A 14,714-nucleotide genomic window follows, 5' to 3' on the forward strand; every position below is an offset into this window, starting at 1 on the left:
CCAGGTCACCGTACTTCCGATACCGGTTGACCCACTTGGAGGCGCATTGGCGGGAGATACCCATTTCGGCGGCTACGTGGGCGATCGGGCGACTCTGGCATCGCTCGATCAGGCGGCGTCTTCCTAATTGGTGTGTAGAAGCACGGACCGACGGGCAACAACGCTCACGCTGGTCTGCTGTTTCTGCGGGTGCACTGCCAGGCGGACTCCAGGGTTTTCCCGGCGCATGCGACGCCTTCTGGAAGAGAGGCAGCGCCGGGCAGTGCACCATTCGGCGTGGTGAAATGTCGTGGTACGAGCCCGCCGCAGGGATGATCTCTTCTTCTGTGTTCCCGAGCCGTGAGCTCTTCGGCAGATCGAGCGCCCTGCGGTGCGCTGGTGTCACGAACGGCTGGTGAGATGACGGACCGTCGAGTCCTGCAATTAGGTCGCCGCGTGCACCACACGGGTTCGCAACCTGCACATCGACATTGGGAGGCGCGGTGGGACTGTACTGCGGAATCGATTGGGCCGAAAACCATCACGACTTCGCGATCCTCAACGACCTGGGCGAAGTCGTGAGCCGGGGACGAGTCGACAACGACGCTGCCGGGTTCGCCCGGTTGCTCGAGGCATTCGCCGAAGCCGGCGACACCGCCGAAGATCCGATCCCAGTCGGGATCGAAACCGATCACGGCCTGTGGGTTGCCGGACTGCGCGCGAGTGGCCGGGTGATCTACCCGATCAATCCGCTCGCGGCCTCCCGGTACCGGTCCCGGCATTCGGTCTCCGGATCGAAATCCGATTCCGCCGACGCGGTCATGCTGGCGAATATCGTGCGCACCGACGCCGTCGCGCACCGCCCACTGCCGGCGGATACCGACAGCGCTCTGGCCATTCGGGTTCTCGCCCGCGCCCAGCAGGACGCCGTCTGGTCTCGGCAACGCTTCGGCAACGAGATCCGCTCGCTGCTCAAGGAATATTTCCCGGCAGCGTTGACCGCGTTTCAGTCGCTCGAAGACGGGCTGACCCGCCCTGATGCCCGAAGCGTGCTCGCTGCAGCTCCGACTCCGACCGCAGCTGCCGCCCTGACCCGGCCCCAACTCAAAGCAGCACTCAAAAGAGCCGGACGTTCCCGATTCCTCGACCGAGACGTCGAACGACTGCGGGCCATCATGCGCGCCCCGGCGCTTCGCCAGCCACCGCAGATCGAAGCAGCGATGGGAATCAGCCTGATGACCCTGTTGCGGCAGTTCGACGCCGCCTGCACAGCCGCCGAGACCCTCGCCGCGCACGTGAGCGTGCTCTTCTCCGAGCACCCGGATGCGAAGATCATCACCAGCTTTCCCGGTCTGGGGCCGCTCGCAGGTGCTCGCGTGCTCGCCGAGATCGGTGACGACCGAAACAGGTTCGCGACCGCGCGCGGCCTCAAGGCCTACGCCGGTGCTGCCCCGATCACCCGTGCCAGCGGGAAGAAAACCTTCGTCCTGCACCGGCACGTCAAGAACCGGCGACTGGCAGCAGCGGGAACGATCTGGGCGTTCAGCGCCCTGCAAGCGTCCCCCGGCGCCCGACGACATTTCGACGCTCGCCGCGCCGGCGGAGACTGGAACCACCAAGCCCAACGACACCTGTTCAACCGATTCCTCGGCCAACTCCACCACTGCCTTACCACCCGCGAATTCTTCGACGAACTGCACGCATTTCCACCTCCCCTCCCGATCGCGGCTTGACTCCTACACCCCGTGAGATGTCTTCCACGGTGAGTGGGGCATTACGGTGTGTCACAGGGTTGGTCCTTCTTGGTCGAGAACGGCTATTTCGCAATTCCCATTCTCGCGCCGAGGACCAGCCCGTCTACTTCAGTCCCGCGTCAGCANGTCAGCAACGTCCGTACCCGCAACAACTAGTGTCCTGCGCCTGAAATTTGTTCAACATATTTTGCGAGCGAAGTGAGGATTTCCACTGCGCGCGGAGAACGAACGGCTTCGCGCTGAGGTCGCGTACTGGGAAAAATTGCGGGCCTTGAGGTTGCAGGAACGACGCTGAAAGTTCGAGCTGTCGATGATTTCAAGGCGCACAACCCGCTACCCCTCTTGCTTCAGATCGCGCACCTCCCCAGATCGACGTTCTACGACCACCGGCACCGGCTCAGTCGCGGAAATACCCACCTATGTCACAGCACTCGAGAAGGACGTGCGGGAATGAATCGCCGCCTGGAACGAGAATCCGAAACCCTTTGCCTGGACCAAAACCGCAGATCTCGCGCTCGCTTTTCGTCAGGGGAATCCCCGCGATCGGTTGGAGGCCTGCCGCGCCTCTTCGGGCGTAACCCGTCCTCACCGTCGCGTCGGTAGATGACAGTCCAGTTCGCTACCGTTGTGGGCGAGGGTAAGTCGTACTCTTCGGCCAGAACCCTTCCGGACTCTCCGTTGACGTGGCGACGCACGATCTCGAGTTTGGTCTCGAAGTCGTACTGTCTTCGGTCTCTCGTCACCAGCGCACCTGCTCCCCGTAGTTGCCATCGTTGATACAACATTTGGACAGGGTTCTGGGCGAGGTCAAGCGAAATGGCCACGGACTTGGCCGTGTAGCCCTGCTCGAACAGTTCGAGCGCCGACACGGCGTCGGTGTGGCTTAACGTGCTTTTCGAGTACATCTGACTACTCCCTGAAGAAGGATACCTAAATTCGGTGTCCAACTTTCGGGGTCCAGTCCACCACTGCGCCAATACTTCCCACCCTGCACCGACCTGGCAGCGCATAGCGTCAACAAACTGGCGTCTACCCGCAGGGTACACGACTCGGCGTTGGTTCCGTCGATGGGATCGATCGGCGATTGCAATGGCAATGGCAATGCCGTCATCGAATCTTTCTGGGGCAGAATACAAACGAGATATTGAATCGAAAGAGATGGAAGACGAGGTTCGAACTGGCCAACGCCATGGTCGAGTACCTCGACCCCACGGACGGAAGTGGTCAGGATCGATAGACTTTCCGGTACAGTTCGGCGATTTCCTGTGCGCTGGGCACCACCGGGTTGTTCGACGGAGAACCCGACGCCAAGGCCTGTTCCGCCATCAGTGGAATGAGCTCCTCCCAGCGGGACTCGTCGATGCCGAATGTGCGCGGACTGGGTACCTCTACGTCGACGCACAAAGCATCGATGAAGTCGACCAGCTTGTGCGAGGCCGCCTCGTCTGAATCGCCGCGATCGGCCGCGCCCAGCTGCCTGGCGCAATCGGCGTATCGATCACGCGCCCCGGGTATGGAGAACGCGGTGATCGCCGGAAGTAGCATTGCATTGGAAAGTCCATGCGCCACATGGAAATGTGCGCCGATCGGACGACTCATCCCGTGTACCAGGCACACGCTCGCATTGGAGAATGCCATACCCGCCTGAGTGGAAGCATGCATCATCTGTTCACGTGCTTCTCGATCTGAGCCGTCACGGTACGCGCGCAAGAGGTACGCCCCGATTGTCTTCATCGCAGACAGCGCGAGCCCGTCCGAGATGGGGTTTGCCTTCTTACTGACGTAGGCCTCGATCGCGTGTGTGAGTGCGTCGACACCTGTGTCGGCCGTCAGTCTCGGCGGCATCGACATCGTGAGGTCGGAATCGACGATCGAGGCGATCGGAAGAAAAGAAAGCCCAGGGCATAGCATCTTCTCGTCGGTGGCAACATCCGTGATGATCGTGAATTGTGTTGCTTCCGAGCCACTTCCTGCCGTCGTCGGGATGGCGATGATCGGAAGCGCCGGCCCCGCGTACACCCGAGGGGCTTTGAAATCGCGCATGACGCCGCCCTGCTTGAACAAGACGGCAAGTGCTTTTGCCGTGTCCATCGGGCTGCCGCCGCCGAAGCCGATGATCGAGTCGGCATCGTGGGCGGTCAGAGCGTCGAGACCAGCCTGTAGAGAATCGGTAGTGGGGTCGGGAACCGTCTCGGAGAAGAGTGCGGCCTTCTTTCCTGCTGCTGCAACGATCTTCAGCAATCGATCGGCAGAACCATTGCTGACCATGAACGCGTCGGTGACAAGAAGCGGACGCTCGATGTTCAGATCCGTCAGCACTTCGCCGAGACTCTCGACGGACCCAGGACCAAGTTTCAAGAACCGGGGAAATGAAATGTTGGCAACCATGCCGATCCCTTCGAATGTTGTGAATGTATTTCCCGGCCCGTCGTATTCGGACGGGACAAGAACTCAGTTGTTTTCGGGGAAGCCGAGGTTGATGCCGCCGTGGCTGGGATCGAGCCAGCGGGTAGTGACGACCTTCCCACGGGTGAAGAAGTGGACTCCTTCGGTACCGTGAGCGTGCGTGTCGCCGAACAGGCTGTTCTTCCAACCGCCAAAGCTGTAGTAGGCCATGGGGACGGGAATGGGGACGTTGATCCCGACCATGCCGACCTCGATCTCGTTCTGGAAGCGACGTGCTGCGCCACCGTCATTGGTGAAGATCGCGGTGCCATTCCCGAATGCACTCGAATTCACCAGGTCGAGTGCTTCGTCGTAGGAGTTCACTCGCACGACCGAGAGCACAGGGCCGAAGATTTCGTCTGTGTAGATGCTCATGTCGGTGGTGACGTGGTCGATCAGGGTCGGGCCGAGCCAGAATCCGCCCTCACCACCGTTCGCCTGCACGTGCCTGCCATCGACGACGAGCGTCGCGCCGGCCGCCTCACCGGCGTCGACGTAGGAGGCGACCTTGTCGCGGTGGGCCTTGGTCACCAGAGGACCCATGTCTGAGTTCTTCGTGCCGTCACCGGTTTTCAGGGTGCGGGTTCGCTCGGCAATCTTGCCAACGAGTTCATCGGCGATGTCGCCGACGGCGACCAGTGCCGAGATCGCCATGCAGCGCTCGCCGGCCGAGCCGAATCCGGCGTTGACCATTGCGTCGGCGGCCAGATCGAGGTCTGCGTCAGGCAAGACGATCGCGTGGTTCTTCGCTCCTCCGAGAGCCTGAACGCGCTTTCCGTGGCTGGTGCCGGTGCTGTACACGTACTGGGCGATGGGGGTTGAACCGACAAACGAAACGGCCTTGATCGCAGGGTTGGTCAGAAGTTCGTCGACAGCTGTCTTGTCGCCTTGCAGGACGTTGAACACGCCCGCTGGAAGTCCTGCCTCGGCCCAGAGCGCCGCGATCCACAGCGAAGCAGATGGAACTTTTTCGGACGGCTTGAGTACTACCGTGTTTCCGGTGGCGATCGCGATGGGGAAGAACCACATCGGGACCATCGCGGGGAAATTGAACGGCGAGATTATCGCGACCGGGCCGAGCGGTTGACGGATCGAGGTGACGTCGACGTTCGTCGAGGCATTCTCGGTCATACCGCCCTTGAGCAGGTGCGCGATGCCACAAGCGAATTCGACGACCTCCTGGCCTCTTGACACCTCGCCGAGTGCGTCGGAGAGGACTTTGCCGTGCTCGGTGGTGATTATCTCTGCGAGTTCATGCTTGCGGTCATTGAGCAGTTCGCGGAACGCGAAGAGGATTGCGGTGCGCTTGGCGAGCGAACTGTCGCGCCAATCGGGAAACGCAGCAGCAGCTGCGTCGATAACGGCGCGTGCGTCTTGCACGCTGGCGAACGCGACACTGCCAGTGACGGCGCCGGTCGCAGGGTTCGTGACCGGAGCGGAGTTTCCGCTCGAACCGGGTGCGATCTTGTTGTCGATCCAATGTGCGATGACAGTCATGACTATTCACTCCTGAGGCTGGGGTTGATTCGAGTCTGTGCCGCAGAATTGCCGTCGTCAACAAGTAAGATCGCAGTACTCAATGCAAAATTGCAGCCAAGAACGGGAATGGCGATGTTCACTTCTGACAACCTGCGCTTTCTGCTGGAACTGTCACGCACGGGGCGTATTTCGGATACGTCGAAGCGGCTGGGGGTCGATCAGACCACTGTCTCCAGGAGAATCTCTAGGCTTGAAAAAGACATGGGAGCAAGGCTTTTCGATCGCGGCGTCTCGGGCTGGCAGCTGACCGAGGCGGGCAGGCGATTGGTTCCCTACGCGGAGAGTATCGAGTCGACGCTACTTTCTGCGCTCGGTGAGACGACCGCCTCGGCGTCGCCGAGCCTCAACGGGACGGTCCGGATTCTGACCCCAGACGGCTTCGGTGCCTTCGTATTGGTTCCGGGCTTGCGCTCTGTCCGTGCCCGGCACCCGGATTTGTACACCGAAGTGCTGACTTCGACCACCCACGATGTGTTGACCGGGCGTGACTTCGACGTCGCCGTCACATTGGAGCGTCCCTCTCCCCGATCTGTCGTCGTCAGCAAACTTGCGGACTACAACTTGCGGCTTTACGCCTCGCGTCGGTATCTGGAGACGCACGAGTCGATCTCGTCGGTGGACGACCTACGTCATCACACGCTCGTCTGGTATGTGGACGCGTTCTTGGATGTCGAACCTCTGCGTATCCTCGACCGGATACTGCCCACCGGGCGAGCGCAGATCCAGACCAACAACATCGCTGGTCACTACGAGGCGGTCAGGCACGGTGTGGGAATCGCGCCCTTGCCGACGTACATCGGCGCGACCGACGATGACCTCGTGCCGGTGCTGCGTGACGAGTTCGTAATTCGGAGGTCGTATTGGCTCGTTGTCCCGCGCGAGCTGATCAGATTGGCCCGCGTGCGGGCGATAACCGATGCCTTGCATGAGATTGTCGACAGGAACCCCGACCTCCGTGCGCGGTGATGTGCGTGCTCCCTGTGCTCGCCCGGCTTCAGTCCTTGTGGACTGAAGCCGGGCGACTTGACTTTCCGGACCTATCAGGTCGCGCCAGAAGGCTGAAGATACTGTCTGGAACGTGGGGACACCGAGTTCTTGGACAGCCTGAGATCGGCCAGGTGCTCCCACCGTAGTGAGAGCGACGGTGCGACCGCACGAGCGGCACGGAACGGACCATGTCGATCACGCTGTGTGCCTGCGACGGTCCGTCCAGGTATGGTGCATTCCTGTTGTGCTGAGCAGGCGTAGTCCGTCGCGACAATCGAGTAGCCCTGTGAGAGCCAGTTCATGACGTAGGGCCGGCCGGCGATTCCGGTCCACCTTGGGTTCTAGCGGTCGTTGTAACGCTTACCGTTTTGAGAAGTCCATTCCACTATTCCGTCAATACTCCCGCGGTACCGACTTGGCAACGCATAGCGTCGACGAACTCGTGGCCGTCTCTGCGGTGCTCAACGACCAGCCTTGGAAAAACGCTCGACTGGGGCAACCCGGTAGAGCCTTGAGTAACTGGAAGACTTGTATTCACCAGTGTTGCGACGACCAGCTGAATCTGCCCCTGTCGAATTCGAGACCATTCACAACACCGCGGCATAACAAGGTAACTGTCACTTCTTGGTGCAGCAGTCCCGCACATTCATGTCCACCCCTGGCTTAGATTGATCACTGCACGGCCGGTGTACTCGCCGCACCGTAGGGCGGCGACCACGGTCGGCACCTCGCTGATCGAAATCTCGGTGCTGATGCTGTCCACGTTGCGCGGCTTCAATTCTTGTTCGATCCGCTGCCACAATGCGCGCCGAGCAGAGATCTCCATCTGCACCGAGTCGATGCCCAGTAGACCAACGCCTCTGAGGATGAAGGGCATCACGGTGGTCTGCAGAGAGATTCCGCCGGTCAGCCCGCTGGCGGTGACTACGCCACCGTAGTTGGTGGTGCTGAGAATGTCGGCCAGAGTCGCGCCGCCGACGCAGTCGACGGCCGCTGCCCACCGACTCTTGCCCAGCGGCCGCGGTTTGGCGTCCGGGTCCAAAGGCAGACGGCCGATCACTTCTGCTGCGCCCAGGTCGTGCAAGCGTTGCTCGGCTGCGGGCTTGCCTGACGAGGCGACCACCTCGTAGCCGTTGGTAGCCAGTAAATCGATGCTCACCGATCCGACTCCGCCACTAGCACCGGTGACGACGATCGGACCGGAGTCGGGGGTGACGCCCCAATCGATGATCGCTGCCACACTCATCGCGGCCGTGAACCCTGCAGTACCGATCGCTGCGGCCTCGCGCAGTGTGAGGCCCTGCAGTTTCACGGTCCAGGCCGCTGGTACGACAGCTTCTTGCGCGTAGCCGCCGTCGCGTGCCGTTCCGATCTCGTAGCCATGGGCCATCACATTGTCGCCGACCTGGAATTCGGTCGAGTTCGATTCGGTGACGACACCGGCAAGATCGATGCCGGGCACGATCGGGTAGTTGCGGACCACGCCGCCTCCTGGTGTGAATGCGAGCGCGTCTTTGAAGTTGATGCTGGAGTAGTCGATCCGAATGCGAAGCTCATCAGCACCGAGGTCCTGTCGCTGCAGTTCACGCACCTCAGGCTGGATCTTTTCTCCGTCGAGGACGGCGGTGAGAGCGAGATAAGTGGACATGTGAGTGTTCCTCCTTGAACAAGCGGTTTGTGGTGGCCTTATGAGGGAGGCGAATCAGGGGTTTTCGTCAGTGCACGTATCAGATCGTCGACAACCGAAATGTTCTCGATTGTGGGTGGAATATCAGGTTCGTCGCCGTCGAGGATCTGTCGTAGACAGCTACGCACGATCTTTCCCGAGCGCGTTTTGGGGAGGGCGGCGACGACCTCGACACCGCCCAGCGACGCGATCGGCCCGATCTGGCGACGGACGAGGTCCTGGATCTGCGAACTCAGTTCCACGGTTCGGTCCACATGGTTCATCTCCGGGACGACGATCGCATACGGACGCTGGCCCTTGAGGTAGTCGTGCACACCGACCACCGCGCATTCGGAGACGCCGGGGTGTTCGGCGATGGCCGCCTCGATCTGTCCCGACGACATCCGGTGTCCGGCAACGTTCATGACGTCGTCGGTTCGGCCGAGGATGTACACGTAACCGTCTTCGTCTACTCGTCCACCATCACCGGAGGTGTAGTACCCGGGGTACGCGTTTAGATAGGTTTTCGCCAAACGGTCCTCGTCGCCCCACACTTGGGTCATGAAACCGGGCGGCAGCGGCAGCTGCAAGCACACGGCACCTTCCTGTCCCACCTCGACGGGGTTACGGTCGCGGCCGAGAATGTCTACGACGAAGCCTGGGACAGGTTTGGTGGAGGCACCTGGTTTCGGCCGAAAATAGCTCAGGCCGAGGAAGTTCGACACTACCGGCCAGCCCGTCTCGGTCTGCCACCAGTTGTTGATCACAGGTGCAGCCTGCACCTCGCCGAGCCACCGTTGGGTGTCGGGGTCGAGTCGCTCTCCGGCGAGGAAGATCCCGCGCAGCGTGTGCATGTCTCTTCCGATGAGCAGGTCGGCGTGCGGGTCTTCACGGCGGATTGCCCGCATCGCAGTGGGCGCGGTGAGCAGCACGTTGACTCCGTACCGTTCGATCACGTCCCAGAACACACCGGCGTCCGGTGTACCGACAGGTTTGCCCTCGAACAGGACGGTGGTGGCACCTGTCAGAAGGGGCGCATAGACGATGTAGGAGTGCCCCACCACCCAGCCGATGTCACTGGCGGCGAAAACCACGTCACCGGCCTCGATACCGTAGACGTATCGCATCGACCACTGCATGGCGACGGCGTGGCCGCCGTTGTCGCGCACGATACCCTTCGGCTTTCCCGTCGTGCCGGATGTGTAAAGGATGTACAGCGGATCGGTAGCAGCAACGGGGACGCAACCGGCGGGCTTGGCTGCCGAAAGCAGTTCTGTCCATCCATGTTCGGGCCATTCGACGCGACGCCCGACGGGTGCCTCGATCTCCGGACGGTCCACCACTACGACGTGTCCGGGACGATGTTTCGCCTCATACTTCACGATCCGGGCGACATCGAGTTCGGGAAGTCCGGTGGCAGCCATGCCCACCATCATGCCAACCGCCATCGGCGGCCGACTTTCCTATCCGTGGTGAGTGGGGGCGCGGGTGGCGTCATGGGGTGGTTGCGGGTTGGAGTGTGGCTTCGAGCCTGGCGAGTCGTTCTTCGAGGACACCGGTGATCGCGAGCAGTCCCAGCACGGTGGGTTCGGTGATATCGCTACCGTCTTGCGCGTGTGCGAGCAGCGTTGTGCGCAGGAGTGAACACATGGGGGCGTCGTCGCTGATGGGGAGTTGTTCGAGTTTGGCGGTCAGACGTTCGGCGGGGGAGGTCATGGGTAGCTCCTGCACGTGTGGATCATGCAGGCCGAGTGAAAGGGGCGATTGCCTGCGCGGTGGTAACGGGTGGTGCGCTGGAACCGAGGCGGAAAGCAGCGCACCACAGTGGGTGATGTTACTGCGTCATTGCTGGCCGGTCGATAGTCGGGAGACACTCTCAAGCGTCGCCATCTTCTGTCGGAGCGACTTCTCGTGAAGCTCGGCCTCCACGGGGTCCTGTGCGGACTCCACCGTCAGTCGGTGATGAACACGAACGGGCAGGACCAGCATCTGAATGGGTGTAGTTCACCGCCAGGTTTGCCGGTTTTTGGATTGTCGGCTTTGGTCCGCGCCCTGTTGGGTGCTCTCGGTCAGGTAGACGAGGTTGCCTGCCGGCATCGGCTCAATCTTCACCTGCGTCAGTCGTCCGGCGTCTGCTGTGGCGTTGTCGGCCAGACCGAAGGCCGTCAGCCCCTGTACGGACATGAACTGAGGGGCTGGGCGTGGTACTAATCGGCGACCGAAGACGTTCGTCAAAGATTAGTGCAACGCGTTCCCGTTCTGGAGGCTTGTGAGCGGGTCACCCCACATATCACCTCGCGCACAAGATTCCCGATCGCTAACTTCAAACCCGGTTATCTTCTCGCAGCATTCGCTGCATCCACCTCGTGCACCGGGAAAACTTTCATGTTCAAGAAATCTCGTTTCTTTTCCGTCGCTGTGGCCGTGATTGCCGGCGCCGTCGCATTTCCGCAGCAATATGCCTCCGCCTCCGTTCCTGCCACGTGCATGGTGCCGCTGGTGCTCGCCGTGGACGGTACGAAGGGGCCGCATACGCCCACGAGTATCGACCCGGCGTCGCCGCTCAACGCCATCGCCGGCGACTACCGGGCTCTCGGGTACGTCGTCGAGCATGTGGAGTATCCGGGCGGAATCCTTGCCGGCGTCGCCGGTTGGACACAGAACTACGACGATTCCGTCGCGATCGGCTTGTCGCGGCTTCGGGATCGGATAGCCGCTCAGGAGCATATGTGCAGTTCGTCAACTCGATATGTCCTGCTCGGGTACTCCCAGGGTGCGCGCATCGTCGGGGATCTCGCGGTCGAGATCGACCGCGGCGAGATCGGTACGAAGCTTGCCGCCCGGGTCCAGGTTCGGCTCTACGCCGATCCTCGGCAGCCGAAGACGGGCATCGAGGTCGCCCTCGCAGGACGGAAAGCTCCGAGTGGCGTCACTTTCGCGGGGGAGCGGGCGCCGTTCCGTCTGGTGGAGGTCGAGTGGATCTGCGCTCCGACCGACGGAGTATGTGATGCCCGGGAGCCGCTGGGCGCGACCACTGTCGCTGGCTATCTGATGACGCATACTAGTTACCGTTAGGAACATAATCCCACATTGTAGGAAATTGAACGATCAATCAAAAACTGGAACACGTTACCGCGCAACGCTTTCCGGTTGTCTGTGAATTAAGGTCCCGCGATAGTTAAATATTCACAAACCGGTCAGTCTGTGCTAATTTTCGCTGATCTGTACTCGTATTCCTTATCGAGAGGTTCAACTCGTATGTCCACCACTGCTCGCCACGCCCCGGACCGAACAACTACCGCGCCATCCTGCCATTGGACGACAACGAAATCGCCGAGGCCACCGACGCCGCCATCACACCAGCGACCCGCCTCGCCGTCGCCCTGGCCGCCATTCACGCTGCCCGCACCAAGGACATCGGCCAGTTGCTACTCGACGACATCGACCTCGGTGACCGTCGGCTGACTATCGCCGGCCGATCTCGACCCTTGGACGACCTCACCTACCGAGCGCTGACGGACTGGCTGAGCTACCGACGCGCCCACTGGCCCAACACAGCCAACCCCCACCTGTTGGTCAACCGCGTGACCGCCGTGCGCACGTGCCCGGTCGGCAGAGTGTGGATCACCCAGGCATTCTGGGGGACTACCGCCACCCTCGATCGACTGCACGTCGATCGTCAACTCGAAGAATCACTCACGCACGGCCCGGACCCACTGCACCTCGCCGCGGTGTTCGGCTTCAGCCCAGGCACCGCGATCCGCTATGCAGCCGCGGCCCGGCACCTCCTCGAGAGCCCTGCAGAACACCACGATCTCCACAGTTGACCGCGAACCCACGCACTATCATCGGTTCCCGAGCCCGACCTGTCCTCGAGCTCGCGCCGAAATTCCTTCAGTTTGACTGAACTCCAGGCTTTCGAATTGTGCCGTACCGATGCCGCCGACGGAGAGCGAAGTCGTCGATGCCAAGCACCGTCACCACACCGGCTGGAGGGTCGGGCAACGCTCGGACCAGCCTCAACAAGGTAGAGCGTCCGACGGAAACTCCCAGCGTGGACGCCAACCTCGATCCGGCTCGTCCGGCCAGCGCAGGCGCGATCTTCTCGAGGATTTCGCGCAGCAGCGGAGTGGTTCGTGCGTAAGCCTTGGTCAGTCCGTCGATCTGCTCGACAAATGTGCGTCGGTCACAGCCGGTGTTCGAGCACAGAAACCGACGCACCTGCAAGACAACGTAACTTGATCGGTCAGCTATAGCGGTATCGGCGAGCGTGCGCTCGTAGCGACTGTGGACCCGCTTCGACGAAGCGGCGCACGTCGGACAGCTCGCCGAAGTCGACAACGGCGACGCCCGAATACGGACTCCACCGGCGGTCACATCTACCGAATCGATTTCGACACCCGCCAGATGCGGAAGGAGGGCACGCAGATCACAACAGTTCTCAGAACACCAGAACGATCATCTCTCGCCGATTTCTACTCCTGCCGGAACGACACGCGGCGCGAGGCAGGCCATCACGGAAAGTGGGCCAGAACCAATTCCAACCCGTCGTTGACACGATGGGCTGGACGCGAACAAGCTACACGACCTAGTGATGTAGAGCCCAATGAATCAGTCATCGCAGAAGGCAGTTTCGCTCAAGATCGACGTAGATCACCTGTGTCTGCGGGGACCGACACAGGTGATCGGCAAGTCCGTAAGCCGCCAAGAAGACCGCCGAATCTTGACTGGTCAGGGGCATTACGTCGACGATATCAGGGTGCCCGGTGCGCTCTACGCACGATTCGTCCGTAGTCCGATTGCGCATGGCCGTCTGCTGTCGGTCGACACGCAAGCTGCTAAGTCTTCCCCTGGTGTGCATGGCGTCTTCACCGGCACCGACCTGAATCTGAGAAAGATCGTGCCTCCACTGACCACCCCGGGCGTGGTACGTCTGGGCCGACCGATTCTTCCGACCGATGCCGTCCGATTCTCAGGTGAGGCGTACGCAGTCGTCGTGGCGGAAAGCCAATACGAAGCCGAAGACGCTGCGCAAGCAGCTGCCGCGGCTTTGACGCAAAGAATTTGACGCAAAGAACGAGACCATCTCATCGTGGAGTAGGAGCGCCAGCGCCAATCGCGGCGCCTCTCGGCCCAATGGCCGATCAGTTGCCGGCGCGGTATCCGGAACGTCTGGGCCGCTACCGCTCTCGGGCGGCACCTGCCATGGCGGTGGCCGTACCTGGGTGTGGCGGGCCCTCGGCGACCCGGCCGCCGCCAACTTCTCGTCCCTCAAGTCGGGACCGCTACTCAAACACGAGGTGCTTTGGGAGACGGGAGCCGGCCTGGCAACCTCGATAGATCCTGCTCGTTTGTGGTTCTCATACTGAGCTCGCCGGCGGCTGGGCGGTCATTCTCCGGTGATACCGACCCAGCCTCAAGCGAATTCAGTTGCTACTCACCTGTGAAGGAACCCGGACGCTTCTCCAAGAACGCACGGATGGCCTCCTGGTGGTCGGCGGTGTGATGGGACAGCGCTTGCATAGCAGCGGACAACTCGAGCAAACTATCGAGACTCAGATGCTGGGATTCACGCAAAAGCTTTTTTGCCATCCGCACCGAGTTCGGCGGATTGACCGCCACGCGCTCGGCCAGCCCGCGCGCCTCGTCGAGCAGCTGCTCCGGGGCGACGACCCGGGAGACCAGCCCCCATTCCAGTGCAGTCGCCGCGTCGACGCGGTCCCCGGTCAACGTCATCTCGGCAGCGCGGGCCGCACCGATCGCGCGTGGCAGCAACCACGCTCCACCGTCCCCAGGAATAATGCCCAGCTTGACGAAGCTTTCTGCGAAGAAGGCCGTGTCGGAGGCGATCCGCATGTCACACATGAGCGCGAGATCGCAGCCGGCGCCCACTGCGGGGCCATTCACCGCCGCAATCAGGGGGACGTCGCAGTTGTACATCGCCCGAGGTATACGTTGAATTCCTTTCCGATAGCCCTCGCGCTGCTGGTGAGGCTTGCCTCCGAATAGCCCGCGGCCTTCCGCCATGTCCTTCACGTTACCGCCGGCCGAGAACGCGGAACCTGCGCCCGTCACGATGACTGCTCTGGTCTCATGGCTGGCATTGACAGCGGCCACGCACGCTACGAGTGCATCGATCACGTCCTCACCGGAGATCGGGTTGCGTTCTTCGGGCAGATTGATTGTCCAGGTCTCGATAACACCGTCGCGCTGGACGAGAACGGGATCATCCATGAAAGTTGCTCCTTGTGTGAAGGTCAATCAGTCACGATGACTGACTTATTAGTTGTCGGTCCCGACTTCGGCTGCCGTCCGCAGACCTTCAGTATCCATACGGCCGAGAT

General features: G+C 61.5%; 15 protein-coding genes and 2 pseudogenes. 6 read left to right on the forward strand and 11 right to left on the reverse strand.

Features of this window, described 5'->3' with window-relative positions; genetic code table 11:
• Positions 1-112, reverse strand: a 112-nt coding sequence (locus ATN37_RS21375; protein WP_218695597.1) for a helix-turn-helix domain-containing protein, incomplete at its 3' end; no start/stop codon positions are given.
• 370 nt (positions 113-482) lie between these two features.
• On the opposite strand from ATN37_RS21375, the gene ATN37_RS21380 reads away from it, so the two are divergent.
• Positions 483-1,712 carry an IS110 family transposase gene (locus ATN37_RS21380; RefSeq protein WP_044480144.1) on the forward strand — a complete coding sequence of 410 codons (1,230 nt, stop codon included), beginning with the start codon at positions 483-485 and terminating at the stop codon, positions 1,710-1,712.
• A gap of 443 nt (positions 1,713-2,155) precedes the next feature.
• Here ATN37_RS21380 and ATN37_RS33170 read toward each other — a convergent pair whose 3' ends face one another.
• On the reverse strand, positions 2,156-2,743 hold the full coding sequence (locus ATN37_RS33170) for a helix-turn-helix domain-containing protein (protein WP_156423115.1): 588 nt from the start codon (positions 2,741-2,743) through the stop codon (positions 2,156-2,158).
• A gap of 45 nt (positions 2,744-2,788) precedes the next feature.
• Between ATN37_RS33170 and ATN37_RS33175 the strand changes: the two are divergent.
• Positions 2,789-2,940: pseudogene (locus tag ATN37_RS33175) on the forward strand (IS3 family transposase); the annotation flags it as partial.
• Between the two features lie 17 nt (positions 2,941-2,957).
• Here the strand turns inward: ATN37_RS33175 and ATN37_RS21390 are convergent.
• Together ATN37_RS21390 and ATN37_RS21395 are read right to left on the reverse strand one after the other, a co-directional pair.
• On the reverse strand, positions 2,958-4,121 hold the full coding sequence (locus ATN37_RS21390; RefSeq protein ID WP_058037607.1) for an iron-containing alcohol dehydrogenase: 1,164 nt from the start codon (positions 4,119-4,121) through the stop codon (positions 2,958-2,960).
• A 63-nt stretch (positions 4,122-4,184) separates the two neighbouring features.
• Positions 4,185-5,675 carry a CoA-acylating methylmalonate-semialdehyde dehydrogenase gene (locus ATN37_RS21395; RefSeq protein ID WP_058037606.1) on the reverse strand — a complete coding sequence of 497 codons (1,491 nt, stop codon included), beginning with the start codon at positions 5,673-5,675 and terminating at the stop codon, positions 4,185-4,187.
• Positions 5,676-5,789: 114 nt separating this feature from the next.
• On the opposite strand from ATN37_RS21395, the gene ATN37_RS21400 reads away from it, so the two are divergent.
• Complete coding sequence (locus ATN37_RS21400; RefSeq protein ID WP_058037608.1) at positions 5,790-6,683, forward strand: LysR family transcriptional regulator; 894 nt, start codon at positions 5,790-5,792, stop codon at positions 6,681-6,683.
• A gap of 158 nt (positions 6,684-6,841) precedes the next feature.
• Here ATN37_RS21400 and ATN37_RS32665 read toward each other — a convergent pair.
• The 5 genes and pseudogenes from ATN37_RS32665 to ATN37_RS21420 form a co-directional block, all read right to left on the reverse strand.
• Positions 6,842-7,042: pseudogene (locus tag ATN37_RS32665) on the reverse strand (lipase); the annotation flags it as partial.
• A 308-nt stretch (positions 7,043-7,350) separates the two neighbouring features.
• Positions 7,351-8,352, reverse strand: a complete 1,002-nt coding sequence (locus tag ATN37_RS21405; RefSeq protein ID WP_058036903.1) for an acryloyl-CoA reductase — start codon at positions 8,350-8,352, stop codon at positions 7,351-7,353.
• 38 nt (positions 8,353-8,390) lie between these two features.
• Positions 8,391-9,794 carry an AMP-binding protein gene (locus tag ATN37_RS21410; RefSeq protein ID WP_253741103.1) on the reverse strand — a complete coding sequence of 468 codons (1,404 nt, stop codon included), beginning with the start codon at positions 9,792-9,794 and terminating at the stop codon, positions 8,391-8,393.
• Between the two features lie 70 nt (positions 9,795-9,864).
• Entirely contained in the window at positions 9,865-10,086 is a 222-nt protein-coding gene (locus tag ATN37_RS21415; protein WP_058036904.1) for a hypothetical protein, read from the reverse strand.
• A 288-nt stretch (positions 10,087-10,374) separates the two neighbouring features.
• The gene (locus tag ATN37_RS21420) at positions 10,375-10,554 is read right to left on the reverse strand and encodes a hypothetical protein (RefSeq protein WP_058036905.1); all 180 of its coding nucleotides are present in this window, start codon (positions 10,552-10,554) and stop codon (positions 10,375-10,377) included.
• A gap of 201 nt (positions 10,555-10,755) precedes the next feature.
• Between ATN37_RS21420 and ATN37_RS21425 the strand changes: the two genes are divergently transcribed.
• A complete protein-coding gene (locus ATN37_RS21425; protein WP_058036906.1) occupies positions 10,756-11,445 on the forward strand; it encodes a PE-PPE domain-containing protein in 690 nt (229 codons plus the stop codon).
• 239 nt (positions 11,446-11,684) lie between these two features.
• Positions 11,685-12,197 (forward strand): hypothetical protein, encoded by a 513-nt coding sequence (locus ATN37_RS21430; RefSeq protein WP_058036907.1) that lies wholly within the window; start codon positions 11,685-11,687, stop codon positions 12,195-12,197.
• A gap of 67 nt (positions 12,198-12,264) precedes the next feature.
• Here the strand turns inward: ATN37_RS21430 and ATN37_RS21435 are convergent, their stop codons facing one another.
• Positions 12,265-12,747: a transposase family protein gene (locus ATN37_RS21435; RefSeq protein ID WP_269614655.1), complete on the reverse strand. Its 483-nt coding sequence runs from the start codon at positions 12,745-12,747 to the stop codon at positions 12,265-12,267.
• Positions 12,748-12,976: 229 nt separating this feature from the next.
• Here ATN37_RS21435 and ATN37_RS21440 point away from each other — a divergent pair, with 229 nt between their 5' ends.
• The gene (locus ATN37_RS21440; protein WP_058036908.1) at positions 12,977-13,438 is read left to right on the forward strand and encodes a hypothetical protein; all 462 of its coding nucleotides are present in this window, start codon (positions 12,977-12,979) and stop codon (positions 13,436-13,438) included.
• Positions 13,439-13,803: 365 nt separating this feature from the next.
• On the opposite strand, the gene ATN37_RS21445 is transcribed toward ATN37_RS21440, so the two are convergent.
• Positions 13,804-14,604, reverse strand: coding sequence for a crotonase/enoyl-CoA hydratase family protein (locus ATN37_RS21445; RefSeq protein ID WP_058036909.1), 801 nt, complete (start codon positions 14,602-14,604; stop codon positions 13,804-13,806).
• Between the last annotated feature and the right edge of the window lie 110 nt (positions 14,605-14,714).

It is taken from the genome of Rhodococcus sp. MH15, assembly GCF_019266045.1.
Lineage (GTDB): Bacteria > Actinomycetota > Actinomycetes > Mycobacteriales > Mycobacteriaceae > Rhodococcus_F > Rhodococcus_F qingshengii.